The 25055-nt window shown below is 63.6% G+C and carries 27 protein-coding genes and 1 pseudogene; 8 read left to right on the top strand and 20 right to left on the bottom strand.

The window, feature by feature from the left end:
- Positions 1-115: pseudogene (locus C7G61_RS34835) on the bottom strand (IS110 family transposase); the annotation flags it as partial.
- 357 nt (positions 116-472) lie between these two features.
- Between C7G61_RS34835 and C7G61_RS34830 the strand changes: the two are divergent.
- Positions 473-2263 carry a vanadium-dependent haloperoxidase gene (locus C7G61_RS34830; RefSeq protein ID WP_108522227.1) on the top strand — a complete coding sequence of 597 codons (1791 nt, stop codon included), beginning with the start codon at positions 473-475 and terminating at the stop codon, positions 2261-2263.
- 153 nt (positions 2264-2416) lie between these two features.
- Here the strand turns inward: C7G61_RS34830 and C7G61_RS34825 are convergent, their stop codons facing one another.
- The 4 genes from C7G61_RS34825 to paoA all read right to left on the bottom strand — a co-directional run bounded on the left by C7G61_RS34825 (position 2417) and on the right by paoA (position 6781).
- Positions 2417-2812, bottom strand: coding sequence for a (R)-mandelonitrile lyase (locus tag C7G61_RS34825; protein WP_108522237.1), 396 nt, complete (start codon positions 2810-2812; stop codon positions 2417-2419).
- A gap of 160 nt (positions 2813-2972) precedes the next feature.
- On the bottom strand, positions 2973-5177 hold the full coding sequence (gene paoC, locus C7G61_RS34820) for an aldehyde oxidoreductase molybdenum-binding subunit PaoC (protein WP_108522226.1): 2205 nt from the start codon (positions 5175-5177) through the stop codon (positions 2973-2975).
- A 3-nt stretch (positions 5178-5180) separates the two neighbouring features.
- Entirely contained in the window at positions 5181-6131 is a 951-nt protein-coding gene (locus C7G61_RS34815) for an FAD binding domain-containing protein (RefSeq protein ID WP_108522225.1), read from the bottom strand.
- Entirely contained in the window at positions 6128-6781 is a 654-nt protein-coding gene (gene paoA / locus C7G61_RS34810; protein ID WP_108522236.1) for an aldehyde dehydrogenase iron-sulfur subunit PaoA, read from the bottom strand. The genes C7G61_RS34815 and paoA overlap by 4 nt, the downstream gene beginning before the upstream one ends.
- 232 nt (positions 6782-7013) lie before the next feature.
- On the opposite strand from paoA, the gene C7G61_RS34805 reads away from it, so the two are divergent.
- Positions 7014-7907, top strand: coding sequence for a LysR family transcriptional regulator (locus tag C7G61_RS34805; protein WP_108522224.1), 894 nt, complete (start codon positions 7014-7016; stop codon positions 7905-7907).
- A gap of 214 nt (positions 7908-8121) precedes the next feature.
- Here the strand turns inward: C7G61_RS34805 and C7G61_RS34800 are convergent, their stop codons facing one another.
- Positions 8122-8334: a hypothetical protein gene (locus C7G61_RS34800; RefSeq protein ID WP_108522223.1), complete on the bottom strand. Its 213-nt coding sequence runs from the start codon at positions 8332-8334 to the stop codon at positions 8122-8124.
- A gap of 151 nt (positions 8335-8485) precedes the next feature.
- Entirely contained in the window at positions 8486-9130 is a 645-nt protein-coding gene (locus C7G61_RS34795; RefSeq protein ID WP_108522222.1) for a response regulator transcription factor, read from the bottom strand.
- 83 nt (positions 9131-9213) lie between these two features.
- Here C7G61_RS34795 and C7G61_RS34790 point away from each other — a divergent pair, with 83 nt between their 5' ends.
- On the top strand, positions 9214-10581 hold the full coding sequence (locus C7G61_RS34790; protein WP_108522221.1) for a histidine kinase: 1368 nt from the start codon (positions 9214-9216) through the stop codon (positions 10579-10581).
- Here the strand turns inward: C7G61_RS34790 and C7G61_RS34785 are convergent.
- From C7G61_RS34785 to coxB, 9 genes are all read right to left on the bottom strand, one after another.
- Entirely contained in the window at positions 10569-10955 is a 387-nt protein-coding gene (locus tag C7G61_RS34785; protein WP_244608597.1) for a nuclear transport factor 2 family protein, read from the bottom strand. The two genes, C7G61_RS34790 and C7G61_RS34785, sit on opposite strands and share 13 nt — an antisense overlap.
- A 179-nt stretch (positions 10956-11134) precedes the next feature.
- The gene (locus C7G61_RS34780) at positions 11135-11902 is read right to left on the bottom strand and encodes an SURF1 family protein (RefSeq protein ID WP_108522219.1); all 768 of its coding nucleotides are present in this window, start codon (positions 11900-11902) and stop codon (positions 11135-11137) included.
- Entirely contained in the window at positions 11899-12303 is a 405-nt protein-coding gene (locus tag C7G61_RS34775; RefSeq protein ID WP_108522218.1) for a DUF983 domain-containing protein, read from the bottom strand. The genes C7G61_RS34780 and C7G61_RS34775 overlap by 4 nt, the downstream gene beginning before the upstream one ends.
- 218 nt (positions 12304-12521) lie before the next feature.
- Positions 12522-13412, bottom strand: coding sequence for a cytochrome c oxidase subunit 3 (locus C7G61_RS34770; RefSeq protein ID WP_108522217.1), 891 nt, complete (start codon positions 13410-13412; stop codon positions 12522-12524).
- A gap of 105 nt (positions 13413-13517) precedes the next feature.
- On the bottom strand, positions 13518-14162 hold the full coding sequence (locus tag C7G61_RS34765; protein ID WP_108522216.1) for a cytochrome c oxidase assembly protein: 645 nt from the start codon (positions 14160-14162) through the stop codon (positions 13518-13520).
- A gap of 35 nt (positions 14163-14197) precedes the next feature.
- The gene (locus C7G61_RS34760) at positions 14198-14362 is read right to left on the bottom strand and encodes a CoxF protein (protein ID WP_108522215.1); all 165 of its coding nucleotides are present in this window, start codon (positions 14360-14362) and stop codon (positions 14198-14200) included.
- Positions 14363-14379: 17 nt separating this feature from the next.
- Complete coding sequence (locus C7G61_RS34755; protein WP_108522214.1) at positions 14380-15318, bottom strand: heme o synthase; 939 nt, start codon at positions 15316-15318, stop codon at positions 14380-14382.
- Positions 15319-15377: 59 nt separating this feature from the next.
- Positions 15378-16991, bottom strand: coding sequence for a cytochrome c oxidase subunit I (gene ctaD, locus C7G61_RS34750; RefSeq protein WP_108522213.1), 1614 nt, complete (start codon positions 16989-16991; stop codon positions 15378-15380).
- An 82-nt stretch (positions 16992-17073) separates the two neighbouring features.
- Positions 17074-17910, bottom strand: coding sequence for a cytochrome c oxidase subunit II (gene coxB, locus C7G61_RS34745; RefSeq protein WP_108522212.1), 837 nt, complete (start codon positions 17908-17910; stop codon positions 17074-17076).
- A 569-nt stretch (positions 17911-18479) separates the two neighbouring features.
- Here coxB and C7G61_RS34740 point away from each other — a divergent pair.
- Positions 18480-19019, top strand: coding sequence for an invasion associated locus B family protein (locus C7G61_RS34740; RefSeq protein ID WP_190242108.1), 540 nt, complete (start codon positions 18480-18482; stop codon positions 19017-19019).
- Between the two features lie 39 nt (positions 19020-19058).
- On the opposite strand, the gene C7G61_RS34735 is transcribed toward C7G61_RS34740, so the two are convergent.
- From C7G61_RS34735 to C7G61_RS34725, 3 genes are read right to left on the bottom strand one after another with little or no spacing between them, the layout of a single operon-like run.
- Positions 19059-19670: a TlpA family protein disulfide reductase gene (locus C7G61_RS34735; protein ID WP_108522211.1), complete on the bottom strand. Its 612-nt coding sequence runs from the start codon at positions 19668-19670 to the stop codon at positions 19059-19061.
- A gap of 50 nt (positions 19671-19720) precedes the next feature.
- Positions 19721-20224 (bottom strand): DsrE family protein, encoded by a 504-nt coding sequence (locus C7G61_RS34730; RefSeq protein WP_108522210.1) that lies wholly within the window; start codon positions 20222-20224, stop codon positions 19721-19723.
- 10 nt (positions 20225-20234) lie between these two features.
- Positions 20235-20627, bottom strand: a complete 393-nt coding sequence (locus C7G61_RS34725; protein ID WP_108522209.1) for a DoxX family protein — start codon at positions 20625-20627, stop codon at positions 20235-20237.
- A gap of 132 nt (positions 20628-20759) precedes the next feature.
- On the opposite strand from C7G61_RS34725, the gene C7G61_RS34720 reads away from it, so the two are divergent.
- The 4 genes from C7G61_RS34720 (at position 20760) to C7G61_RS34705 (ending at position 24283) form a co-directional block, all read left to right on the top strand.
- Positions 20760-21164 carry a winged helix-turn-helix transcriptional regulator gene (locus C7G61_RS34720; protein WP_108522208.1) on the top strand — a complete coding sequence of 135 codons (405 nt, stop codon included), beginning with the start codon at positions 20760-20762 and terminating at the stop codon, positions 21162-21164.
- A 204-nt stretch (positions 21165-21368) separates the two neighbouring features.
- A complete protein-coding gene (gene tldD, locus C7G61_RS34715) occupies positions 21369-22793 on the top strand; it encodes a metalloprotease TldD (RefSeq protein WP_108522207.1) in 1425 nt (474 codons plus the stop codon).
- A 14-nt stretch (positions 22794-22807) separates the two neighbouring features.
- On the top strand, positions 22808-23581 hold the full coding sequence (gene lepB, locus C7G61_RS34710) for a signal peptidase I (protein WP_244608600.1): 774 nt from the start codon (positions 22808-22810) through the stop codon (positions 23579-23581).
- Positions 23582-23716: 135 nt separating this feature from the next.
- On the top strand, positions 23717-24283 hold the full coding sequence (locus C7G61_RS34705; RefSeq protein ID WP_108522205.1) for a nucleotidyltransferase family protein: 567 nt from the start codon (positions 23717-23719) through the stop codon (positions 24281-24283).
- Between the two features lie 10 nt (positions 24284-24293).
- Here the strand turns inward: C7G61_RS34705 and C7G61_RS34700 are convergent, their stop codons facing one another.
- Positions 24294-24818 (bottom strand): PAN domain-containing protein, encoded by a 525-nt coding sequence (locus tag C7G61_RS34700; RefSeq protein WP_108522204.1) that lies wholly within the window; start codon positions 24816-24818, stop codon positions 24294-24296.
- Positions 24819-25055 lie beyond the last annotated feature (237 nt).

The raw sequence follows: 25055 nt of genomic DNA, 5'->3' as shown, positions 1-25055 counted from the left end.
ACCACCTCTGCCGCAGCACGATGGCGCCGCGGTCATCATGACCCACGAGGTGGAACGAGTTCTTGCCGATATCGATGCCGATCACGGCGATCGCTGCGTTGAGTTTCTGAGACATGGCGTGCTCCTCGTCTTGAGCGCCCCTTGCCAGTTTCTCGTACTGGCAGGGCCGGAGCACGGCCGGACCATTCCATTAGCGGAAGTCGTCCAAAGATCAGACATCTTTCCAGGACGCACGAGATCGTGTACTCTTTGAATAGCTGTCGTCGCAGGCGGGAAGCGCCGAATTCCTCGCGGGACTGAACGGACAGCAGTCGTGCCATCGGCAAGCATTGCACTCGAATAACCGACTTCCTTTTTTCGCCGGTCCTTCAGCATTCGCATTCCAACGCGGGTGCGCGTAAGCGCGCCCAGATGCCATTTGAATCCTGAAAACGCGGGCCCCAGAGCGGTGCCTGCGAGGGAGGAGATCTCCATGGCTGACCACCCCACCATTTCGACTGAATCTGACCTGGCATCGCCGACCATGCCGACCACCGCGGTCACTCGCCGCTCGCTCCTCGGCGGGGCCGGCATCGCGGTTGGCGCCGCCGTGCTTGCGTCTCCATCGAGCATGCCCGGAATCGCCCCGGCCGCGGCGCAGCCTGTGAGCGCGGACCTGAGACCGCACGACGCGGCGTTCAAGCGCCGCGCCTTCGAAGTCCGACAAGTCTGCGCGAGCAATAACGAGAAAATCCCCATCGCGCCCCACCCGACGAATGGCGATGAGGCGCGCTACACCAACAAGATCGGTTCCGATTCACGGGGCCTGCCGCACGACAAACGCGGCGAAGTGGAACAAGCTGCATGGCAGGCGCTCTATACCGCTTGCCAGTCGGGCGATCCCGCTGATTTCGAGAAAATCCCGCTCGGCGGCATTCGCAAACTGGTCAATCCCGTAGGCACACAAGCCGTCAGTCTCAGCGGCATGAACCCTACTCAGATTGCGATACCTGCGGCACCGGCCCTTGCAAGTGCGGAGCGCGGCGGCGAGGCGGTCGAGGTATATTGGCAATCGCTGCTTCGTGACGTTCCGCTTACCGAGTTGCGCGACGACACCTCGAATCGCGACGTGCTTGCAGCAACCGAGGAACTCAACAAGCTTGCCGATTTCCGGGGGCCGAAGTCTGGTGGGCGGGTCACACCCAGTACGCTGTTCCGTGCCAATGCGCTTTATTTCGACCCAACTGACCCGAAGGGCCGCTCCGTCACGCCTCCAGGCGTTTTGGACGGCCCGCTTATCTCGCAATTCCTGCTCCGGGACGTGCCTTATGCCGCACAGTGGATCAGCGCTCAAATTCGCACCACGTTGCCCGCTAACGAATTCCTGACCGAATACGAGGAGTGGCTGGCGATCCAGAACGGCGCCGTACCGAAACGCCGGTTGCAGTTCGACGCGACACCGCGATACATAACGACAGGAAGAGATCTCGCGGAGTATATCCACGCTGGTCCTGCACTTGGGTGGGCGGCAGCACTGATCCTTGCAACCCCCGGCGGTGGAGCGGATCAACGATATGCCGGGATGTATCCACCGGCAGAGCCCGTGTCCTACCCATCGAACCCGTATCGGAAATCGAAAACCCAAAGCCCTGCCGGTGCCACCTTCGGGTTGCCCTATGTGCAGGCACTGCTCGCCACGGGGATCAGTAACTCCGTCCGCGCGGCCTACTGGCAGAAGTATATGGTGCACCGGACTGTACGACCGGAAGCCTACGGCGCTCTGGCGCACCATCGCCTCGCCAATGGCGTGAGCGACTACCCGTTGCATGATAACTTCCTGAAATCGGAAGCCCTCGATCGCAGTAAAGCCAAATACGGCACCTATCTTTTGTCGCAAACCTATCCGGAGGCCGCGCCCCTTCACTCCACCTATCCCGGAGGTGCCACGAGCGTTGGTGCCGTCACGGCTACCATATTGAAGGCGTTTTTCGACGAGAGCCGCGTCATCGCCAACCCGGTACAGCCCGATCCAGCTGACCCGACGAGGCTCGTGCCCTATAGCGGCCCGCCGCTCACGGTTGGTGGAGAGTTGAACAAGCTCGCGGTGAATTTCGGTTTCGGACGGAATTGGGCGGGCATCCACTGGCGTTCCGACGCTTCCGCCTCAATGGCGATCGGCGAGGAAGTGGCTATCGGCATGCTGCGGGACGAGCGCACCACCCTTCGCGAACCCTTCGACGGCTTCTCCTTCACGCGCTTCGACGGCAGCCGCGTGACGATCTGACAGCAGCCGGGCGACGCCCCTGCCGTGGGGCGCCGGCCCGGTCCTGTGCAGAGAAGCCGGAAGCGTTTATGCCCGACAGCCTATTGGTGGCTGATCGCGATCGGGGCATGGCGGACATGTCATCGAACCGCACCTCAAGACAACCGCGCTCCGTCAACCCCGATACTGCTCGTCGCTGACCTTTTCCATCCAGTCGACGGCCTTGCCATCGAGCCGCTCCTGGATGGCGATGTGGGTCATGGCCGTGGTCGGCGTCGCGCCATGCCAGTGCTTTTCGCCTGGCGGAAACCAGACGACGTCGCCCGGGTGAATTTCCTCGACGCGCCCGCCCCAGACCTGCACCCAGCCGCGGCCGGATGTGACGATCAAGGTCTGGCCCAGGGGATGGGTGTGCCATGCCGTCCGCGCGCCGGGCTCGAAGGTGACGCTGGCGCCGGCGACGCGCGCGGGATCGGGAGCCTGCATCAGCGGATCGACGCGTACGCTGCCCGTGAAGTATTCGGCAGGCCCTTTGCCGGATGGCCGTGAGCCGCTTCGCTTGATTTCCATCGTTCCATTCCTTGCCTTGGCCAGGACAGCCGGCGTGGTGCCTGCCGCCAGCACCGCCAGACCGGTGGTGGCGAGCAGGCGTCGTCGCGTGATCATGATGCTTTCTCTAGAGGCGCTTGCGTCGAGCTTCGGGATACGCGGCCGCGCGCGTTTTCAGCGCTCAACCCACGTCCGGCATTTGCTCCAGCAGCTTGTCGAGCGTGATCGGATAATCGCGGACGCGCACGCCCGTCGCGTTGTAAACCGCGTTGGCAACCGCTGCCGCCACGCCGCAGATGCCGAGCTCGGCGACGCCCTTGGCCTTCATCGGCGACGACATCGGATCGGTCTCGTCGAGGAAGAACATTTCCTGATGTGGAATGTCGGCATGGACCGGCACCTCGTAAGCAGCGAGGTCATGGTTGACGAAGAACCCGGCGCGCTTGTCGACCACGAGTTCTTCCATCAGCGCCGCGCCGACGCCCATGGTCATCGCTCCGATCACCTGGCTGCGGGCGGTCTTCGGATTGAGGATGCGTCCGGCGGCGCACACCGCGAGCATGCGGCGCACGCGGATCTCGGCGGTCGCGGCATCGACGCCGACCTCGACGAAGTGCGCGCCGAAAGTCGATTGCTGGTACTTCCTGGCGATATCGCCGTACTCGATTTCGTCTTCGGCCGTGATGCCGCCATCGGCCGCGGCCTGCGCCAGCGGCACGCTGCGATTGCCGGCGCGCACCTCGCCATCGGCGAATTCCGCTTCCGCGGAATTGAAGCCGAGTTTCTGCGCGACCGCCTCGCGCAGCTTGACACAGGCGGCATAGACGCCGGCGGTGGAGTTGTTGCCGCCCCATTGCCCGCCGGAACCCGCCGACACCGGGAAGACCGAGTCGCCGAGGCGTACCTTCACCTTCTCGAGCGGAACGCCCATCATCTCGGCTGCGGTCTGCGCGATGATGGTGTAGCTGCCGGTGCCGATGTCGGTCATGTCGGTCTCGACGGTGACGACACCCTTGTTGTCGAGCCGGACACGCGCCGCTGATTTCGTCAGCAGATTGTTGCGGAACGCCGCAGCGACACCCGTGCCGACCAGCCAGCGTCCATCGCGGACCCTGCCCGGCTGCGGGTTGCGCTTGCTCCAGCCGAAGCGCTCGGCGCCGGTACGCAGGCACTCGACGAGCTGACGCTGCGAGAACGGCCGCTCCGGCTTTTCCGGATCGACCTGGGTATCGTTGACGATCCGAAACTCGATCGGATCCATGCCGAGCTTCTCGGCCATTTCGTCGACGGCGATTTCCAGCGCCATCATGCCCGTCGCCTCGCCCGGCGCGCGCATGGCATTGCCTTCGGCCAGATCGAGCGTCGCGAGCCGCGTGGCGGTCATGCGGTGCGCGCCGGCATAGAGCAGCCGCGTCTGGCTGACCGCGCCGTCCGCCTTGCCGCCCGGCAGATCGCCCGACCAGCTTTCATGACCGATCGCCGTGATCTTGCCGTCCCGCGTCGCGCCGATGCGGATGCGCTGGATCGTTGCCGGCCGATGCGTGGTGTTGTTGAACATCAGGGGACGCTGCAGCGCCACCTTCACCGGCCGCTTCGCGGCGCGGGCGCCGAGCGCGGCCAGCAGCGCATCAGCGCGCGGGAACAGCTTGCCGCCAAAACCGCCGCCGATGAACGGCGAGTCGAGGCGAACGTTCTCTGCCTGCATGCCCAGGATCTTGGCCATCTCGGCCTTGTTCCAGGCGATCATCTGGTTGGAGGTCCATAGCGTGAGCTTGTCGCCCTCCCATGCGGCGATCGTCGCGTGCGGCTCCATCATCGCGTGCGCTTCATCGGGCGTGCTGTAACGCGCATCGAGCCGGACCGGTGCAGCCGCAAACGCAGCGGCGAAGTCGCCGACCGCCGTATCGCCGGGACCGTTCGTGATAGGATTAGGCTTCGCCTTGTCCAGCAACGAAGCGAGATCGAACGCGCCCTGCTCCCTGACGTAATCGACGCGGATGAGCGGCGCCGCGGCGCGTGCCTGCTCAAAGGTCTCCGCAACCACGACGGCGATAGCCTGGTGATAATGCTGGATCTCGGGACCGCCGAGCAGTTTTGCGGTGTTGAGCCTGCCCTTGTCGAGTTTGCCGGCATTGTCCGCCGTGACGATCGCGAGCACGCCGGGCGCAGCCTTGGCCTTGCCGAGGTCGATGCCGGCGATCCGTCCTTTCGCGATCGCCGAGCCGACCACGTAGCCATAGGCAGGGTTCGAAACGACGTCGTGGCGCTCGTAGGCATAGGGCGCGGTGCCGGTGGTCTTGAGCGGACCATCGATGCGGCTGAAGGCTTGGCCGACAACCTTCATCTGGTCGATCGGATTGGTCGTCGCGGGTGTATCGAATTTCATGGTTCAGCCCTTCGCTTCGGTCAGCACCGCGCCGATCGTGCGCTCGGCCAGCGACAGCTTGAATGCGTTCTCGCGCGTCGGCTTTGCATCGGCGAGCAATTGCGCGGCGACAGCCCTGGAGCCGCGCGGCATCTGGGCCTCCGCCGCCTCGATGCGCCACGGCTTGTGGGCGATGCCGCCGAGGGCAATGCGCCCGGTGCCGTCGCGCTGCACGATCGCGGCAACCGAGACCAGCGCGAAGGCGTAAGAGGCCCGATCGCGCACCTTGCGATAGACTTGCCTGCCGCCGATGGGTTTTGGCAGCGTCACACTGGTAATCAGTTCGCCCGGCTGCAGTGTGGTTTCGATATGCGGCGTGTCGCCGGGCAGGCGGTGGAATTCGGCGATCGGGATCGTTCGCGTCGCGCCGTCCGGCCGCACGGTTTCGACCGTCGCATCAAGCGCGCGCATCGCTACCGCCATGTCGCTCGGATGGGTGGCGATGCAGGCTTCGCTGGCGCCCACCACGGCATGCTGGCGGCTGAACCCGCCGATCGCCGCGCAGCCGCTGCCGGGCCGGCGTTTGTTGCAGGGCTGGTTGGTGTCATAGAAATAAGGGCAGCGCGTACGCTGCAGCAGATTGCCCGCGGTCGTCGCCCTGTTGCGCAACTGGCCCGAGGCGCCCGCCAGCAGCGCGCGCGACAGCACGGCATAATCGCGCCGCACGCTTCTATCAGCGGCGAGATCGGTGTTGCGCACCAGCGCGCCGATCCGCAATCCGCCGTCGGACGTCGGCTCGATCTTGTCGAGCGCAAGGCCGTTGACGTCGATCAGATGCGCCGGCGTCTCGATCTCGAGTTTCATCAGGTCGAGCAGATTGGTGCCGCCGGCAATGAATTTGGCGTCCGGTTGGCGCATGGCTGAGGCTGCAGCCTCAGCGGGGTTGCGGGCGCGTTCGTAGGTGAATGATCTCATGCGGGCCTCCCGGCCACTTCTGATATCGCCTCGGCGATGTTGGAATAAGCGCCGCAGCGGCAGATGTTGCCGCTCATGCGCTCGCGAAGCTCGGCATTGGTCGGTTGTGCCGGTGCGTTCAGATCGGCGCTGACGTGACTCGGAATGCCGGACTTGATCTCGTCCAGCACGGCAACCGCCGAACAGATCTGCCCCGGCGTGCAATAGCCGCATTGATAGCCGTCATGTTTTACGAATGCGGCCTGCATCGGGTGCAGGTTTTCAGGCGTACCCAGCCCCTCGATTGTCTTGATCTCGTCGCCCTCATGCATGACCGCGAGCGTCAGGCACGAATTGATCCGCCGCCCGCCAACGATGACCGTGCAGGCGCCGCATTGGCCGTGATCGCATCCCTTTTTGGAGCCGGTGAGATGCAGGTGCTCACGCAATGCATCGAGCAGGGTGGTTCGCGTGTCGAGCGCGATTTCGCGTGGCCTGCCATTCACACTGAAGGAAACTTTCGACATCGAAACAGCCTGGGCGGCGGCCTGCGCAGGAGCCGCAGGCGTTTGCGCCTTGGCCATCGGGGACGCCGCGCTAAAAGCCACCGATGCGGCGGTTCCCAGCAACAGTTTCCGCCGCGATAGATCGAAGTCGCTCGGACCTTGCATGTCGTGTTCCCATTCTGCTGTCGTTTTCTGCTCGTTCGGACGATGTGCGGCGCGACCGGCGTCCGCCTCAAGCATCCGTAACGGCGCCGCGTTTCGGCTGTTCCTCGCCGGCGTTCACGTTTGAAAGAGCTGTCGTGGAGGACCGCACTCGCCCGCCTTTAACAAGCTAACGGCTGCACAGGGTTTCGATTAGATGATACAATCAGCTTGTACTTATGAAATGGATTCATGAATGGCGCGGCAGAACATCAATGATCTCCTGGCTTTCCTGGTGGTCGCGCGGGAGCGAAGCTTCACCCGGGCAGCGGCGCAGCTCGATGTTTCACAGTCCGCGCTCTCTCATACGATCCGCGGACTTGAGGAGCGGCTAGGCCTGCGGTTGTTGACCCGCACCACCCGGAGCGTCGCGCCGACCGAGGCGGGCGAGCGCCTGCTGCGGACGGTGGCGCCGAAGCTGGAGGAGATCGACGCCGAACTTTCCGCACTGACCGAGCTTCGCGACAAACCGGCCGGCACCATCCGCATCACCGCCGCCGAACATTCGGCCGTCACGATCCTCTCGCCTGCTTTGGCAAAGCTGCTGCCGCGATATCCCGACATCAAGGTGGAGGTGAACGTCGACTACGGCTTTACCGACATCGTCGCGGAGCGTTACGACGCCGGTGTTCGCCTCGGCGAGCAGGTGGCCAAGGACATGATCGCGGTGCGCATCGGGCCGGATTTCCGCATGGCGGTGGTCGGCACATCAGGCTATTTCGCTCTTCACCCCAAGCCCGCCAGGCCACAGGACCTCGTGGCCCATAGATGCATCAATATCCGATTGCCGACCTATGGCGGGATCTACGCCTGGGAGTTCGAGAAGCGCGGACGCGCTCTGAAGGTCCGGGTCGACGGCCAGCTGGTGTTCAACAACATGGCGCTGCGGATGAACGCGGTTCTGGCCGGGCTCGGCCTCGCCTATCTGCCGGAGGACCAGGTGCAGGCGCACCTTGCCGACGGCCGCCTGATCCGCGTGCTGGCCGACTGGTGCACGCCGTTTCCAGGCTATCATCTCTATTACCCGAGCCGCCGCCAGCTCACCCCGGCCTTTGCCGTGCTGGTCGCGGCGCTGCGTTACCGGGGCTGATACCGCCAAACGAAAAAGGACCGCAAGCGACGCTTGCGGCCCTCTCTCCTGGAAGGGTCTGTCGTTAATTACTGGTGCAGACCTTCACGGTTTTCATACTGGTTTCGGCCTCGACCAAATCCATGACGATGCAAGCCGGCAACTCGCGAAGAAATCTATTGTTCCGCTTTTTCCCGGCGAAAACCTCGGCGCTCCGGCCGCCGGCGGCGTACGCCTAGCCGGCCCGGGACCCGTCCAGCTGCTTGAGATATTTGAGACCTTCGACCGCGAGATACTCCGTCTCGTTGTCGCCCGCCTCGCAGCGCATGCGAACGAAATGCTTCAGTTTGTCCCGCAGCGCGTCATTCTCATCAATGCCGCGGTTGATCAGGAGGTAAACGCCCCACGCCCGTGCGCAGGCGATCTCCACGATATCCGGGTCAGCCATTCACCGCTCCTGCCATCGACCAGCGAGGCGTATGTTGCCAAATTTTCCCGCCAATGACCATAACGACGCCCGCGGACGGCGTCGCTCGCGAGAGCCGGGCGGAAATGAGGCGCGGCCGGTTCGGTAATAGAGTGATTGATTCAGCCGGCGCTCAGCCGAGCCCCATCTCCACAGCGATCCGGATCAGGTCCGAATGATTCTTGGCGCCGAGCTTCTGCTTGAGCAGCGAGGTGGTGTTGGCCACCGTCTTGTAGGAAATCTCCAGCGCGTCGGCGACTTCGACGATCTTGTCGCCGCGGCCGAGCAGCCGCAGGATTTCCAGTTCGCGCGCGGTCATTTGCGACGCCGGATTGGCCTTGATCGAAGCGCCAGAAAACGTCACCGCTTCCGCCAGTTGCGGTGAAATGAAATTGTCTCCCGCGGCCACCTTGCGGATGGCCTTCACCAGCATCCGGGGATCATCGCCCTTCGAGACATAGCCCTGCGCGCCCATCTCGATGGCGCGGACCACAAACGCCGGATCGTCGTTCATGCTGAACATGATGATCCGCGCGTCCGGATCGTCCTTGCGGATGCGGCGCATCAGTTCGAAACCCGACACATCCGGAAGCTTGATATCGATCACCGTGACGTCGGGCCGCTTCGCCATGTAGGCGCGGTGCCCGGACTTGGCGTCGGTGGCCTCGTCGATCTTCACGGAATTGTCAGACGCAAACAGCGACCGGCAGCCCGACAGGACCACCGGGTGGTCGTCGACGATCAGGACCTTCGTTGCCGATCTGGTAGAATTCTGCATCATCCATCCCTTTTAAGATTAAATAGGCGGTTGGCGATATTTGAAAAGAGAAATCTTGGGTTGCGGGAGTTATATTAGTCGAAATGTGGAACAGGCTTTCGCTTCGAACGCGGTTGTTGCTGCCGCTCGGCCTGATGTTCGTGGCCGCTCTGTTGGCCGGGGGCGTTTCGCTCCGGATCTTCGCCACGGCGCAACTTATGGAGGAAACCGAACCGGCTGCTCGCTCGGCCAGGGCGGTCGCGGCTGCGCTCAACGACGCGCTTCGGACCTCCACCAATCCGCAAGCGACGCTCGAAGCGTTCGTGCAACCGCTGGGTGCCTCCGCAACAATCCGGTTTCGGCGCCTCGGGACTGACCTCGATGTTAATGCTCCCGAGGTGCAGACCCCCTTGGGCACGGTGCCTGACTGGTTCGTCCGCCTCCTCGCCCTACCCGAATTCAAAGCCACCTTCCCCGTGATGATCGAGGGAAGGCAGGTCGGCGACATCGTATTTGTGCCCGACATGGCCGCCGACATCTACGAGAAGTGGATCGGATTTCTGGCGATCGCCTGCTCCGGAATTACTTTGATGCTGTTGACGTGGGCCATTGCCCATTTCGCCGCGCGTTCCGCATTGCGACCGCTGCAAAGTCTGGGCGACGGCCTGACCCGAATGCGATCGGGCGATTACGAGCAGCCGATTGCTGCCGCCGGCCCGCCCGAGATCCGCAAGAGCGCGCAGGAGGCCAACGAACTCGCCCGCACCCTCAATCGCCTCAGCCAGGATAACCGCAGCTTGCTGCGCCGGATCGTGTCGCTGCAGGACGACGAGCGGCAGGATATGGCGCGCGAGCTTCATGACGAACTCGGGCCGCTGTTGTTCGGGATCCGCGCCAACACGGTGGCGCTTTTGGAATCCATCCCGTCCGACCAGGCGAAGTTGAGGCGCGCCGCCGAGGGCATTGTGCAATCGGTCGAAACATTGCAGCAAGCGAACCGCCGCATCCTCGACCGGCTGCGGCCGCTCTACATTCAGGAGCTCGGCCTGGAGAAGAGCATCCAGACGCTGCTGCAGAACGTGAAGGCACAGGCGCCGGATGTCAAAGTGACGTCGCAGATCGACACGACGCTGAACGAGGTCGACGGCTTGCTGTCACAGACAATCTATCGCGTGACCCAGGAGGCCGTGACAAACGTGCTTCGCCACGCCAGGGCGAGCTCGATGCACGTCGCGGCTGACGTCAACGACCGCGAAGTGATCGTGGAAATATCCGACGACGGCATCGGCTTTCCGGCGGACCGGATGTTCGGCCGGGGATTGACGGGAATGCTGGAGCGTGTTCGGGCGCTGAGCGGGACGCTTGAACTGCTGCGCGAAGAGGGACGCACCTGCGTGCGCTGCCGGCTTCCGGCAGGAGATTCCGCCGCACATGCGCGAGGCGAGAAACGGGCTAACGGTCAGCCAACCTGATCGGCAACGCCGGCAACTTCCTGATGCAACGCCTGTCCCGTGGGGGCGCAAGCGGTCCGCAGGATCTTGGCGTCGCGCGAAAAGGTGAACGCGATACGGACCGGCTCGCCTTCATGGCTCAGATAATCGAGCACGACGCCCTCGGCGGTCGGCGTGATTTCCTCCAGCCCGAATGCGGTGGGTGCGAGCGCATCGAGGCGCGGCCGCCAGTAGCATTCGAGCTCGGCGCGGCCTTCGCTGACTTTGCCCCCGCCGCACTGGCATTCGAGCCTCGCGTCGTCGGCATAGAGGTCAAGCAACGCCGCCAGGTCGCGCTTCCGGCACGCGTCGAGCCAGTCGACCACCAACGCTATCTGATCGAAATCATCCGCCAAATCCGCGATCCCATCCACGTCGCTATTCCTTGCCCCAAGGGCTGACGCGGGTGACGAAGTATGGCGATCGTCGTGAATGGACATTGAACGGCCTCTTGTCCTGTACGCACCGTGGAACTCAAACGATTGTGAGGAACAAACGTTCCGACAAGCTAGTCCGGTTGAATACGGTGAGGAACTCAGGCGCGGCGCTGGGCGCGCCACCAGACGCCGAAGGCGATGATGACCGCAAACGCCAGCGTGAACCAGGTGATGGCGTATTGCAGGTGATCGTCCTTGAGACGCACGGAGAGCGGGCCGGGTTTTGGAATGCCGCTCTCGGGCACGGGCGTTTCCAGATCGACATAAAACGGCGCGACGGCCTTGCTGCCCTCGACCCAGCCCAGCACACGGGACATAGCGAGATGATCGCGGGTGAACCAGAGCCGTTTTGCCACGCTCTCCGGTGGCGTCAGCGCGCCGGCGCTTTCGGGAAAACGGATGTAGCCGCTGAGCTGCACCGGGTCACCGGTGATGAGCCGTCTTACGGCGCGATCCTGCTGGGCGCGGTCCTGCATCGTGTTCTGCACGAAGCCGGTGTTGACCACGATGGTGTTGCCACCGGCGAGCTGCGCCGGCAGGAAGGCCCAGGTGCCGGGGCCGGCGACGTCGTCACGGACTGCGGAGCCCGCGCTGTAGACCATCGCGTCCGGCAACGGCGCGTAGGTGGCGGTGAAGCTGACACGGCGGAATTCGTCCTTGGCCGGCGTCAGCGCATTCCATTGCGACGACGCCGGCAGCGCCTCGGGCGCGGCGGCGAGCCGCTCGTTCAGCAAGGCGATCAGCGCGTGCTTTTCGACCCGGCGCTGCAATTGCCAAATCCCGAGGCCCGTAAAGGCCATCACCATCAGCAGCGTGAAGATGGCAAAACCGGTAACCGCCGGCCGCCGCGACGAGGGCCCGGTCATTTCGGCTCGCGGTCGATCAACCGGCCGGGCGCCGCCTTGTGATGGAACTGCAGCGCGATCAAGAGCGACTTCATCGAGCGTAATGGCAACAGCGTGGTCGCGATAATCAGCGGCAGCCACAGCACCGCATGCAGCCAGAACGGCGGTTGATACTTGACTTCGACAATCAGGGCCGCGGTGACGACGATGGCGCCCGCCAGCATGATGATGAAGATCGCAGGTCCATCGCCGGCATCGATGAAGGCGTAGTCGAGCCCGCACGCTTCGCAATTCGGGCGCAGGTCGAGGAAGCCCGCATAGAGCTTGCCCTTGCCGCAACGCGGGCAGCGGCAGGCGATGCCGCGGAGTGCGCTCTGGGTGACGGTGGGCGGTTGATCAGGCGTCATTTGGTCAGGCGTCATATTGTGTCCTTCCCCTCTCCCCTTGTGGGAGAGGGTGGCGCCTCACGAAGTGAGGCGACGGGTGAGGGGTTCTCTCCGCGGATGCAGACCCCTCATCCGTCTCGCCGCCGCTTCGCGTCGGCGATCCACCTTCTCCCACAAGGGGAGAAGGAAGGAAGAAAGAAAGAAAAAGGGGGCGGTCCTTCCGACCGCCCCCCTTGTAGCACGTCAAGCCTGTATCAGTGCCCGGCCACTGGCCCCGCACCGCGGAACCAGACATAGATGCAGATGAACAGGAACAGCCACACCACGTCGACGAAGTGCCAGTACCAGGCGGCGAACTCGAAGCCGAGATGCTGCTTCGAGGTGAAGTGGCCGGCATAGGCGCGCAACAGGCAGACCAGCAGGAACACGGTGCCCACCAGCACGTGGAAACCGTGGAAGCCGGTCGCCATGAAGAAGGTCGCGCCGTAGATGTTGCCGGAGAAGCCGAACGTGGCGTGGGCGTATTCATAGGCCTGCACGCAGGTGAAGGCGGCTCCCAGCAGCACGGTGAGGATCAGGCCGTATTTCAGGCCCTGACGGTCGTCCTCGAGCAGCGCATGATGCGCCCAGGTGACGGTCGTGCCCGAGGTCAGCAGCAAGAGCGTGTTGAGCAGTGGCAGATGCCAGGGGTCGAAGGTCTCGATGCCCTTCGGCGGCCAGGTGCCCGGCACGCTGCAGGCGCCCATCGCCGTTCCCGGACCGCAGCCGAACACCGCATCGCGGGTGGCGTGGACCGCGTCGGCGGGGAACAGCGCGGAATTGAAGAAGGCCCAGAACCAGGCGACGAAGAACATCACCTCGGAGGCGATGAACAGGATCATGCCGTAGCGGTGGCTGATCTGCACCACGCGGGTGTGGTCGCCCTTGTACTGGGCTTCGCGGATCACATCGCCCCACCAACTCGCCATGGTGTAGAGCACGCCGATGGTGCCGACGCCGAAGATGATCGGGGCAGCGGCGAACATGTGATGCATCCAGGTGATCGCACCCACCGCCATGATGAAGGCCGAGATCGAGCCTACGACCGGCCACGGGCTCGGATCGACGAGGTGGTAGTCGTGGTGCTTCGCGTGCGCCGTAGCCATTGCGGTCTCTCCGTTGGATGTGCCGTTCCCTTCGGCACATATTCGTCTCAAATTTCAAATCCGAAATCCCGTTAGATACGGGATTCCTGGTTCACAAGTTTCCCGTCACAGACTTCCTTTGCGCCTGTCGCCTTCGCCGGCCGCGACCGGCTTCGGCGCCGGATCGCGCACGGGATAGAATGTGTAGGATAGCGTGATCGTTTTCAGGGTGTCGTTCTCGCTGTCTTTCGCAAGCTGCGGATCGACGTAGAACACGACTGGCATCTCGCGCTTCTCGCCCGGGCCCATGGTCTGTTCGGTGAAGCAGAAGCAGTTGATCTTCTGGAAATAGGCGCCGACCGTCAGCGGCGCGACGTTGTAGGCCGCAACGCCGGTGGTAGGGCGCGCGGCCTGGTTGGTCACGGTATAGAACACGGTGACGACCTCGCCGATCCGGACCTCGATCTCGTTTTGCTCGGGCTCGAATTTCCAGGGCAGGCCGGGGCCGACATTGGCATCGAACCGCACCGCGATCTTGCGCTGAAGCGGCGCGTCTGATGGCGCCGAGGTCGCGACCTGGGTGGTACCGTTGAAGCCAGTGGCGCGGCAGAACCAATTGTAGAAGGGCACGGCGGCATAGGACGCGCCGACCATGAACACCACCACGAAGCCGCAGATCGAGGCGACCGCCGCATCGCGCGTGAGCGTACGGCGCGAAGCAGTCTTGCCGCTTCCCGTCACTCCCTCGCGCATCTGCGGTTTGCTTTCCATCTCAACTACATTCAAAGATCAAATTACACTCAAGATTACATGGGCCGGACGAGAACGGCCGGCCCCTTGACCATGGTGACCGCGAAAAACAGCACGACGAGGACGCCGAGCGCGAGCGCAATCGCGATCGAGCGCTGGCGGCGGCTTCTTTTCTGCGCCTCGGTGAGGACGATTCCATCTGGCTTTCGATTGTCGTCCATGCGTCGCCATGCGCCCCCTACCCGAACAAAGGGACGACGGCGCGGACGACCACTTCGAGCAGCAGGGTCGCAAACAGCGCAAACAGATAAAGGATCGAGAACGCAAACAGCCGGCGCGTGGCGCGCAGCGCTTCCCTGCCCTCGCGGTGGCGATAGACCGCGATGGCCAGCCACATCATGCCGGCGCCGAGCACCAGCGAGGTGACGCCGTAGACCGCATCGAAATAGCCCAGCGGCCAGGGCGCGACCGCGATCACGACCAGCACGATGGTATAGAGCAGTATCTGCAGCCGCGTCGCATCGGGTCCGGCGACCACGGGCAGCATCGGAACGCCGGCGCGGGCATAGTCGTCGGAACGAAACAGCGCCAGCGCCCAGAAATGCGGCGGGGTCCAGAAGAAGATGATCAGGAACAGGAGCAGCGGCTCGATCGACAGCGAGCCGGTGGCCGCGGCCCACGCCACGACAGGCGGCAGCGCGCCCGCGGCGCCGCCGATCACGATGTTCTGCGCGGTCCAGCGCTTCAGCCACATGGTGTAGACCACCACATAGAAAAAGATCGTGAACGCCAGCAGCGCACCGGCCAGCAAGTTGACGAGGATGCCGAGCGTCAGCACCGAGAAGAACGCCAGGATCAGGCCGAACGCCATCGCCTCGCCCTGCGTGATGCGTCCGCGCGGGATCGGGCGGTTGGCGGTGCGCGACATCAATGCGTCGATGTCGCCCTCATAGGCCATGTTCATCGCGCCCGAAGCGCCGGCCCCGACCGCGATGCAGAGGATCGCGGTGAACGCCAGCACGGGGTGCATATGGCCGGGCGCGATCACGAGGCCGACCAGCGCGGTGAAGATCACGAGCGACATCACCCGCGGCTTCAACAGCGCGATGTAATCACCGACCTCCGCCTCGGAAATCCGGGGCAGAGCATCGATGGCGTTGTGATCGACTACCGACAAGATCTATCTCGCTTCACAAAGGCCGCGGCGCGCGAATGAAGCGCGCCGCGAACGACCGGTTACTGAACGCGCGGCAGCACTTCGAACTGGTGGAAGGGCGGCGGCGACGGCAGCGTCCATTCCAGCGTGGTGGCGCCAGCGCCCCACGGATTGGCCTCGGCCACGCGCTTCTTCGCAAAAGCATCGACCACGCCGTAGATGAAGATCAAGACGCCGAAGCCCGAAACGTAGGAACCAAGCGACGACACCAGGTTCCAGCCCGCAAACGCATCCGGATAGTCGACGTAGCGACGCGGCATGCCTGAGAGGCCGAGGAAGTGCTGCGGGAAGAACACCAGATTCACGCCGATGAAGGTGAACCAGAAGTGCAGCTTGCCGATGGTTTCCGAGTACATGTAGCCCGACATTTTCGGGAACCAGTAGTACCAGCCGGCGAAGATCGCGAACACGGCGCCGAGCGACAGCACGTAGTGGAAGTGCGCAACCACGTAGTAGGTTTCCTGCAGCACGCGGTCGACGCCGGCATTGGCCAGCACGACGCCGGTGACACCGCCGAGCGTGAACAGGAAGATGAAGCCGATCGCCCACAGCATCGGTGTCTTGAACTCGATCGAGCCGCCCCACATCGTGGCGATCCAGGAGAAGATCTTCACGCCGGTCGGCACCGCGATCACCATGGTGGCGGCGACGAAATAGGCCTGCGTCGCCGACGACATGCCGACGGTGTACATGTGGTGCGCCCACACCACGAAGCCGATGCCGCCGATCGCGACCATGGCGTAGGCCATGCCGAGATAGCCGAACACGGGCTTCTTTGAGAAGGTCGAGACGATCTGGCTGATCATGCCGAAGCCGGGCAGGATCAGGATGTACACTTCGGGATGACCGAAGAACCAGAACAGATGCTGGAACAGCAGAGGGTCGCCGCCGCCGTCGGCGGAGAAGAAGGTGGTGCCGAAATTGCGGTCGGTGAGCAGCATGGTGATGGCGCCGGCGAGCACCGGCAGCGACAACAGCAGCAGGAACACCGTCACCAGGATCGACCAGACGAACAGCGGCATCTTGTGCAGGGTCATGCCCGGCGCGCGCATGTTGAAGATCGTGGTGATGAAGTTGATGGCGCCGAGGATCGAGGAGGCGCCGGCCAGATGCAGCGACAGGATCGCGAAATCTACCGCCGGCCCCGGATGGCCCGAGGTCGACAGCGGCGCGTAGATGGTCCAGCCCGCGCCGACGCCGTTGGCGCCCGGCTCACCCTCGACGAAGGTCGACATCAACAGCAGCGCGAAGGACGCCGGCAGCAGCCAGAACGAAATGTTGTTCATGCGCGGGAACGCCATGTCGGGCGCGCCGATCATCAGCGGCACGAACCAGTTGCCGAAGCCGCCGATCATCGCCGGCATCACCATGAAGAAGATCATGATCAGGCCGTGCGAGGTCACGAACACATTATAGGTGTGGGATTCGTGGAAGAACTGGACGCCGGGATACATCAGCTCGATGCGGATCGCGATCGACATCGCCGCACCGATGACACCCGCGAAGATCGCGAAGATAAGGTACATCGTGCCGATGTCCTTATGGTTCGTCGAATAGACCCAGCGCCGCCATCCGGTCGGATTGGCATGGGCGTGGTCATCATGGGCGTGATCGTCGTGTGTCGTCGTTGCCATTTTGAAATCCTGCCTTGCAGTCCCTTTTCGGACCTTTTCAGGTCCCGTCGCCCTTGTCCCTTAGCTGTCCCTTGGCCGCGCCTTACTGCGCGGCCTGACCACCAGCCGAGGCGAAGGTATTCGCCGGGTTGGTCGCATATTTCTTCTGCGCCGCCTCAACCCAGGAAGCGAATTCCTGATCGGTCACCACCCGCACCGCGATCGGCATGAAGGCGTGGTCCTTGCCGCACAGTTCCGAGCACTGGCCGTAATACATGCCGACCTTGGTGGCCTTGAACCAGGTCTCGTTGAGACGGCCGGGGATCGAGTCGATCTTGATGCCGAACGACGGCACCGCGAACGCGTGAATGACGTCCGCGCCGGTGGTCTGGACCCGGATCACCTTGTTGACCGGCACCACCATCTCGTTGTCGACGCCGAGCAGGCGCGGCTGCTTGTCGGCCGCCATCAGCGAATCGAATTCGAACTTGCCGTTATCCGGATAGGCGTAGCTCCAGTACCACTGCTTGCCGGTGGCCTTTACCGTGAGGTCAGCCTTGGGAATGTCGAGCTGCAGGAACAAGAGGCGGAACGACGGCACCGCGATGGCGACCAGGATCAGCACCGGGATCAGCGTCCAGGCCACCTCGATCAGCGTGTGGTGGGTGGTCCTGGAGGGGACCGGATTGGCCTTGGCGTTGAACTTCACCACCACGATGACCAACAGCACCAGCACGAACAGGGTGATCAGCGTGATGAGCACCAGCAGCAAGTTATGGAAGCTGATGATGCTTTCCATCACGGGGGTCGCGGCTTCCTGCAGCGTCATTTCCCACGGCTTGGGCTGTGCCCCAAAAGCCGCCCCGCCGGCTGCGAGCGCCATGCCCGCCACCGTCAACCCCAGCAATCGCCGGCCCATCAGGCCACTCGACATCTTCATGCCGCTCGCGCTCCCTTGAATTAAGTCCCCAAGCATTTCAGCCGAATGGCCGGAAATGCCGCACGATCCGCCCTCACAAACGGCCTACCGGAGGTACTTTTGGAAGTACACCTTCAAAAGTACCTGCAACAGCATTGCTGCAGTACCTCGGGCCTGATCGTTAGAACGCGTCGAAATCCAGCCTCTCAAACCATAATTCCAAGGCTCTCGCAATGCAGTAGTGGGGCGCAACGCCATGCGTCACCTGCTATTCGCCGGATGTCGGATTTTCCCGGCAAATCAGCAAAAACCCGCCATTTTGCAAGGCTTCGCCGCTTGACAGCCCGGTTACCGGATGTAGGCACAGTCACGGCGCTCCCGGGCGGCCTGATTCGCGTGAGGCCAGGGGCGGTCCTCAGGCGGCGTGGATTGGCTGCGGGACCGCCTTCAAGACGCCGTCATTGCGTATCAGTCCGGTAAGCTCAATCACAATGTGGTGCCGGCTTGGGCCGGAAATGTCGCCGGCGCTGCCGGAAAGATAAAGACTAAGAGGATCGACCCGGATGGGGCGTTCGAAACATCAGGCGGGAATGCGTCAGACGGGATTTGGCCAGGCAAGACTTAGCTTGGAACCGGCCCGCTGGCTCGGCGGCCTGCTCGCCGCAGCGTTCCTGCTCGGCCTGACCCAGGCGGCCAGCGCCCAAGGCGCGGTGCGGTCGGTCCATGGCGACTGGCAGATCCGCTGCGACACCCCGCCCGGCGCCCAAGGCGAGCAATGCGCCCTGATCCAGAGCGTGGTCGCCGAAGACCGCTCCAACGCCGGCCTCACCGTGATCGTGCTCAAGACCGCCGACCAGAAGAGCAAGTTGATGCGGGTGGTCGCGCCGCTCGGCGTGCTGCTGCCATCCGGGCTTGGGCTGAAGCTGGATAATCAGGACGTGGGGCGGGCCGGGTTTGTCAGGTGCCTGCCCAATGGGTGTGTGGCTGAGGTGGTGATGGACGAGAAGCTCTTGGGGCAGCTTCGGACCGCCAAGACGGCGACTTTCATTATTTTTGAGACGCCCGAAGAGGGCATCGGCTTTCCGCTCAGCCTGAATGGGCTTGGCGAGGGGTATGACAAGCTGCCGTGAGCCGCCGGAGCCAGGCGTTTGAAGCCGGGTTCGTCTCGGTCACCCGCGCCCGGCGCTGGCGTAGTAATCGAACAATCGGCCCGCCTCTTGCGAGAGCCAATCCGCTTCACCGGTGATGTAGCCTTCGACTTGCCCGGTGACGCCGAGCAGGAAGGAAATCGGCATGCCGTAAAGCGCGAACGGCGTGTCGACGCCGTCGCTTGCGCCGGCACGCGCCACCAGTCCGCCGGGATCGAAACCGATCGTGAGGTGGCGAAGCTTCAGTTTTTTCACGAAGGACGCGACCAGCGATCGATCGCGATCGGTCGTGATGGCAACGACCGCAAGGTCGGCGCGGCCGTTTCCCGCCAGCCGGTCCAGTATCGGCAGTTCAGTGCGGCAGGCCGGGCACCACGTCGCCCAGAAATTGACGAGCACCACCTTGCCACGCAAGGACGCGAGATCGAGCGCAGCTGCGCCGAGGCGCGGGATTGGCACCGCCGGGACCGGGCGGGCGCCACGAACCTCCGTGAACTGATGCCTGACGGTTGCGAATGGCGGTGGCCCACTGGTCCCCGCGCGGGCCGACAACACCGGCATCGCCAGCGAGACGGCCGCACCCATCATGCCGGCGACGACGGTGCGGCGGTTCGGCCTGCGATGCGACGTCATATCCGATGCTCCGCTGTGCAGATCTGGCCCATGCAGCTCTGGCCCATTTGTCACGACCGGATGTAGGACCAGCCGGCTTCCTGCAATTCAATGATGCGCCCGGGTCCGCTCGGCACGAGGTCGACGTTATCGATCAGCGTGATTGGATGTCCCTCCTGGCGCTCCATGCCAAGCTTGGTCGCCTCGCAGACCACGAAACGGATGTTCGGATTGACCCCTCTCAGTGTCCGCAGCATGTCCTTTACCGGTGAAGTATCGGCGCGAAGCATGTGAACGCCGGCGTTGTAGGCGACGACCTCGATCGTGAATGCTTCGTTCCGCTCCTGATAGTATTTCGGAAGGTTGAGCGAGGTCGAGATCAGCGCCCTCATCGTGGTGGGGTCATCGGTGTTGATCGGCAGCACCAGCCGATGCACCCGAACTGAAGCGGGTTTCGGCTGCGGCCTTGAGTCCGCGGCCCCTGATCCTGTCAGCAACAGGGTCACGGTCAGCGGCACCACGAAGGCCAGGATCAATCCCACGGCAATCGTCAACCCGCGGCGAGAAAGACGCATCGCGGCAGCCTCATGCGGTCTCGGCAAGCCATGCGACCTGGCCGCGCTCCGCATAGGCGACCACGGCGTTCAGCGCCAGCAGAACAATGGCCGGCACCGCCGAGCCGCCGATCACGAATAAGTGGGTGAGCACCGCGCCGGTCATGATGCAGATCAGCAGCAGCGCGCCGAGGGCGGCCTTCTGCGGCAGGAGCAGCAGGATCGCGCCGATGATTTCGAGACCGCCAGTGACATAGCGAAACCATTGCCCGAGTCCGATGTGATCGAACTCTTCGACCAGCATGGGAACGCCATAGAGCTTGGCCCCGCCGGCCGCCACAAAGGCGAGCGCAAGCAATCCCCGGACGACCCACAGGGCGGCAGCGGCCCAGCGCGATCTGGCAGGCGCAACAATCGTCGACATCGAGAACTCCCGGAATGTGAAAGTGGCCGTGACAGACGTGCCGTCCGCCGGCTGAGAACCCCAAAGGGGTGTCAAACCCAAAATTCGGGACTAAGATGAAATTGACAAGTAGGATGATTTTTCTGGGGTAGTATGAAAAAGCAGACTAATGAGAATGAAGGGCAAGAATGTCCCTCTGAGCGGGCCAGAGCGCAGTTGCATCGGGCGCTTCGTCTGCTCTCGGGCAAGTGGAAGGGCGAAATCCTCTGGCAGCTTGTCGACGGCAAGCAGCGGTTCGGCCAATTACGGCGCGCTATCCCCGACGTGACCCAGCACATGCTGACGACCCAGCTCCGCGACCTCGAAAGCGAGGGCCTGGTAAAGCGCACGGTATTTCCCGAAGTGCCGCCACGGGTGGAATACGAGATGACCCCGGCGGCCCGGGCGTTGCGGCCAGTGTTCGACGAGCTGTTCCGCTGGGCCAATGCTCACGCCAGGCCGGAGCCCGGTGCGGACGCTGCGAATGCGGCCGGCAGAGGGGATGACAAGCAACCGTGAAGGGCCTCCCCTTTCGCTGCGGTCATGACTATCTTTCGAATCATCGTCCCGGCTGGGCGAAGCGCGAGCCGGGACCCATAACCACAGGTTACCGTGTTGTAAGATGAGTTCGCCGTCGGTCTGCGCTTACAATACCGGGGCCGGTGGTTATGGGTCCATGCGTTCGCAGGGACGACGAAGCTTTTGCGCTGAATCGGAGTCTGCATGACCAATCCCGCCACAACCTCTCTTCTCGACCGCGCCAATCTCGACCGCGATGCTGTCCGACGCGAAATCGCGCGAGGGCTTGAGGGAGCCGACGATGGTGAGCTGTTTCTGGAATATGGCCAGACCGAAGCCTTGGGCTTCGACAATGGGCGGTTGAAGCAGGCGACCTACGACACCTCTCAAGGCTTTGGTCTGCGCGCGGTGAAGGATGATGCGGTCGGCTATGCGCATTCGTCCGACGTCTCGCTGCCGGCGCTGATCCGCGCCGCCGACGCGGTGGCCGCCGTGCGCGGCGGCTACAGCGGGAATTTTTCCGCGGCGCCGGCGCATACCAACGTGCGGCTCTATGGCGACGAGAATCCGCTGGATGCGCCGGGGTTTGAGACCAAGGTAAAGCTACTGGCCGAGATCGATGCCTATGTGCGCGACAAGGATCCGCGGGTGCGGCAGGCTTCCATCAGCCTGGGCGCCACCTGGCAGGTGGTGGAAATCCTTCGCCCCGACGGCGAGAGCTATCGCGACATCCGGCCCTTAGTGCGGGTCAATATTTCTGTGGTCGCGGGACAAGGCGACCGGCAGGAGAGCGGCAGCAAAGGCTATGGCGGCCGCGAAGGTTACGCGCGGTTCATCGAGACCAAGGCGTGGCGCGAGGCCGCTGATGGCGCGATCCGCGAGGCGCTGGTCAATCTGGAATCGGTTCCCGCGCCTGCCGGCGAAATGGACGTGGTGCTGGGCGCCGGCTGGCCCGGCGTGATGCTGCATGAAGCCGTCGGCCATGGCCTCGAAGGCGACTTCAACCGCAAGCAGACCTCGGCCTTCGCAGGGCTGATGGGCAAGCAGGTCGCGGCCAAGGGCGTCACGGTGGTCGATGACGGCACCATGGCCTCGCGGCGTGGCTCTCTCTCCATCGACGACGAGGGTACGCCGACCAACCGCACCGTGCTGATCGAGGATGGTATCCTCGTCGGCTACATGCAGGACCGGCAGAACGCGCGGCTGATGAACATGAAGCCGACCGGCAACGGCCGCCGCCAGAGCTATGCCCATGTGCCGATGCCGCGCATGACCAACACCTACATGCTGGCGGGGCAGCGCGATCCGGCGGAAATTCTGGCCTCCGTGAAGAACGGCATCTACGCCGCGAATTTCGGCGGCGGCCAGGTCGACATCACCTCGGGCAAATATGTGTTCCAGTGCACCGAGGCCTACAAGATCGAGAACGGCAAGCTCGGCGCGCCCCTGAAGGGCGCGATGCTGATCGGCAACGGGCCGACCGACTTGCATCGGATCACCATGGTCGGCAACGATCTGGCGCTCGATACCGGCATCGGCACCTGCGGCAAGAACGGCCAGGGCGTACCTGTCGGCGTCGGCCAGCCGACGCTGCGGATGGAAAAGATCACGGTCGGAGGAACGGGCTAGTGAGCGACGAGAAGATGTTGAGCGACCGGAAGGAAAGCTCGATCGCCAAACCGGTGAGCTGGCGCGCGCAGGCCGTGCAGTTGGCTGCGATCGTCGCCGTCGTGTTCGTTGCCAAGGGCGCGATCGCCGAGCCCTTTTATGTTCCGTCCGGTTCGATGGAGCCGACGCTTCTGATCGGCGACGCGCTGGTGGCGTCGAAATTTCCCTATGGTTACGGCGCGGCATCGCTGCCGATCCAGATCACGCTGCCGGAAACCGGCCGGCTGTTCGGCGAGACGCCGAAGCGCGGCGACGTCGTCGTGTTCCGCTGGCCGGGCGACCGCTCGCAGGCCTGGGTCAAGCGCGTGGTGGGGCTGCCGGGTGACCGCATCCAGATGCGTCAGGGCCAGCTCTTCATCAACGACCACGCCGCGGCGTTGAAGCCGGAAGGCGTCGGCCAGGCGGAAGACGATCGCGGCAACACGGAGCAGGCCTATCGCTTCGTCGAGACGCTGCCGAACGGCGTCAGCCACGCCATTTTCAAGATGCGCGACAATGGAAGGCTCGACAACATGCCCGAGGTGACGGTGCCGCCGGGCCAGCTGTTCGTGCTCGGCGACAACAGGGACAATTCCGCCGACAGCCGCGTAGCGGTGCGCGACGGCGGCGTGGGGCTGCTGCCGATCGACAATCTGATCGGCCGGGCTGATGCCGTGGTCGGCTCCTGGGATCTCGGCATGCGCAGCCAGCCGGTGTGGACCTGGCCGTCGGGTTTCCGGCTGGCGCGGTTTTTTACGTCCGTGCAGTGAAGGCCGCCCCTCATGGTGAGGAGACGCCAAGCGCCGTCTCGAAGGATGAATCGCACCAGCGGGGCCTCGTGGTTCGAGACAGCGCTACGCGCCTCCTCACCATGAGGGTTTAGGCTTGCCACACGCGGCATTTGCATGAACCAAAATGAATTCCTCACCGCCGCATTACAAAATCCCGCCAACGAAATCATTGCCGAAGAACTGTTTCGGCTGGCGCTGCCCGACGCGTGGCTGGTTTCCGGATGCCTGGTGCAGACGGTATGGAACGTGCTGACGAAGCGCGCGGTGGATTACGGCATCAACGATTACGACGTGTTCTATTTCGATCCCGATACGTCGTGGGAGGCGGAAGACAAGGTCATCCGCACGCTGGCGGAGCGTTTCGCCACACGCGGGATCAAGGTCGAGGCGCGCAACCAGGCGCGCGTTCATCTCTGGTACCCCAAGAAACATGGCCTGCCCTATCCGGAGCTGCGTTGTTCGACGCAAGGCATCGACCGGTTTCTGACCAGGAATACGCAGATCGGAATCCGGCGCACACGCGATGGCTACGAGGTCTATGCGCCGAATGGCTATGAGGATGTCGCCGCGCTGATCGTGCGGCCCAATCCGGGGCCAAATTTTTCCGCCGTGAATTACGAAGCGAAGGCTGCGCGATGGAAAGCGCTGTGGCCGGAGGTCACGGTGCTGCCGGCGGAATGATTCCGTAGCCCTACCGCACCACGCCCGAGGTAAACCCCGCCTTGCGCCGCGGCGGCTTGATGTCTTTCTTCAGGAAGCAGTGCGCCTCCTTGCCGGCGTAGCCGGGCCGGGCATAGGTCCAGGCGCGGCATTTGTTGTCGGCGGCGCAGGCGGCCTTGCAGGCGTCGTCGCCGTCGCCGCTCTTGAGATCAAAACTCTTGTAGTCGCCGCCGAAGCGGTCGATCGAGGTTTCGGTTGTCTCGTTGCGCCGTTCGACCACGCCGGCGCCGCGCACGCCGGAGACACAGCAATCGCTCTGCACCCGCGCCGGCACGTTGCTCTTGAGCCAGCATACCGCGCCTTTGGCCAGGTCGGTCGGATAGCTGAAGGTCCAGGCACGGCAGCGGCGGTCGCGCTCGCACACCAGCGCGCATTCCGCCGGATCGCCCGAGATCACGGGCGAGCTGAGATAATCGCCGCCGGGACGGTCGAAATTGGCCTGCGCCAGCGCCGGGCGCGCGGATACGGCCGCCGCCAAAAAGGCGAGCGTCACCATACACGCCCTGAGCAGGCGAACAGTCCCCATGCAAGGTTGCTTTCGAGTACGTTGCTTTCGAGTATGCGCTTCCAGCGCGGGATGGCTTTTCTTCTAAAAGCCGTCCCGCCCCAGCCCTTTGATTCGAGCATGATTTCCTTGGAAAACCGGCACCGGTCTTCCTTCGCGACAAACGCGAAAAACGCGTTTGCGCGGAGATCATGCTCCATCCGGCCGTCATTTGAGCGCCATCAACCT

This window comes from Bradyrhizobium algeriense, assembly GCF_003062295.1.
GTDB lineage: Bacteria > Pseudomonadota > Alphaproteobacteria > Rhizobiales > Xanthobacteraceae > Bradyrhizobium > Bradyrhizobium algeriense.
Note: the sequence above shows the minus strand (reverse complement) of the source record. Positions and strands in the feature narration are given on the sequence as shown.

Excerpts from the sequence above, each read along its gene's own strand:
- C7G61_RS34705 (WP_108522205.1), top strand. The coding sequence starts at position 23,717 with ATGAACCAAAATGAATTCCTCACCGCCGCATTACAAAATCCCGCCAAC.
- C7G61_RS34790 (WP_108522221.1), top strand. The coding sequence starts at position 9,214 with ATGTGGAACAGGCTTTCGCTTCGAACGCGGTTGTTGCTGCCGCTCGGC.
- ctaD (WP_108522213.1), bottom strand. The coding sequence starts at position 16,991 with ATGGCAACGACGACACACGACGATCACGCCCATGATGACCACGCCCAT.
- C7G61_RS34815 (WP_108522225.1), bottom strand. The coding sequence starts at position 6,131 with ATGAGATCATTCACCTACGAACGCGCCCGCAACCCCGCTGAGGCTGCA.
- C7G61_RS34700 (WP_108522204.1), bottom strand. The coding sequence starts at position 24,818 with ATGGTGACGCTCGCCTTTTTGGCGGCGGCCGTATCCGCGCGCCCGGCG.
- C7G61_RS34725 (WP_108522209.1), bottom strand. The coding sequence starts at position 20,627 with ATGTCGACGATTGTTGCGCCTGCCAGATCGCGCTGGGCCGCTGCCGCC.
- C7G61_RS34730 (WP_108522210.1), bottom strand. The coding sequence starts at position 20,224 with ATGCGTCTTTCTCGCCGCGGGTTGACGATTGCCGTGGGATTGATCCTG.
- lepB (WP_244608600.1), top strand. The coding sequence starts at position 22,808 with ATGTTGAGCGACCGGAAGGAAAGCTCGATCGCCAAACCGGTGAGCTGG.
- C7G61_RS34775 (WP_108522218.1), bottom strand. The coding sequence starts at position 12,303 with ATGACGCCTGACCAAATGACGCCTGATCAACCGCCCACCGTCACCCAG.
- C7G61_RS34825 (WP_108522237.1), bottom strand. The coding sequence starts at position 2,812 with ATGGAAATCAAGCGAAGCGGCTCACGGCCATCCGGCAAAGGGCCTGCC.
- tldD (WP_108522207.1), top strand. The coding sequence starts at position 21,369 with ATGACCAATCCCGCCACAACCTCTCTTCTCGACCGCGCCAATCTCGAC.
- C7G61_RS34830 (WP_108522227.1), top strand. The coding sequence starts at position 473 with ATGGCTGACCACCCCACCATTTCGACTGAATCTGACCTGGCATCGCCG.
- C7G61_RS34735 (WP_108522211.1), bottom strand. The coding sequence starts at position 19,670 with ATGACGTCGCATCGCAGGCCGAACCGCCGCACCGTCGTCGCCGGCATG.
- C7G61_RS34780 (WP_108522219.1), bottom strand. The coding sequence starts at position 11,902 with ATGACCGGGCCCTCGTCGCGGCGGCCGGCGGTTACCGGTTTTGCCATC.
- C7G61_RS34770 (WP_108522217.1), bottom strand. The coding sequence starts at position 13,412 with ATGGCTACGGCGCACGCGAAGCACCACGACTACCACCTCGTCGATCCG.
- paoC (WP_108522226.1), bottom strand. The coding sequence starts at position 5,177 with ATGAAATTCGATACACCCGCGACGACCAATCCGATCGACCAGATGAAG.
- C7G61_RS34720 (WP_108522208.1), top strand. The coding sequence starts at position 20,760 with ATGAAAAAGCAGACTAATGAGAATGAAGGGCAAGAATGTCCCTCTGAG.
- C7G61_RS34765 (WP_108522216.1), bottom strand. The coding sequence starts at position 14,162 with ATGGAAAGCAAACCGCAGATGCGCGAGGGAGTGACGGGAAGCGGCAAG.
- coxB (WP_108522212.1), bottom strand. The coding sequence starts at position 17,910 with ATGAAGATGTCGAGTGGCCTGATGGGCCGGCGATTGCTGGGGTTGACG.
- C7G61_RS34800 (WP_108522223.1), bottom strand. The coding sequence starts at position 8,334 with ATGGCTGACCCGGATATCGTGGAGATCGCCTGCGCACGGGCGTGGGGC.
- C7G61_RS34805 (WP_108522224.1), top strand. The coding sequence starts at position 7,014 with ATGGCGCGGCAGAACATCAATGATCTCCTGGCTTTCCTGGTGGTCGCG.
- paoA (WP_108522236.1), bottom strand. The coding sequence starts at position 6,781 with ATGCAAGGTCCGAGCGACTTCGATCTATCGCGGCGGAAACTGTTGCTG.
- C7G61_RS34760 (WP_108522215.1), bottom strand. The coding sequence starts at position 14,362 with ATGGACGACAATCGAAAGCCAGATGGAATCGTCCTCACCGAGGCGCAG.
- C7G61_RS34795 (WP_108522222.1), bottom strand. The coding sequence starts at position 9,130 with ATGCAGAATTCTACCAGATCGGCAACGAAGGTCCTGATCGTCGACGAC.
- C7G61_RS34740 (WP_190242108.1), top strand. The coding sequence starts at position 18,480 with ATGCGTCAGACGGGATTTGGCCAGGCAAGACTTAGCTTGGAACCGGCC.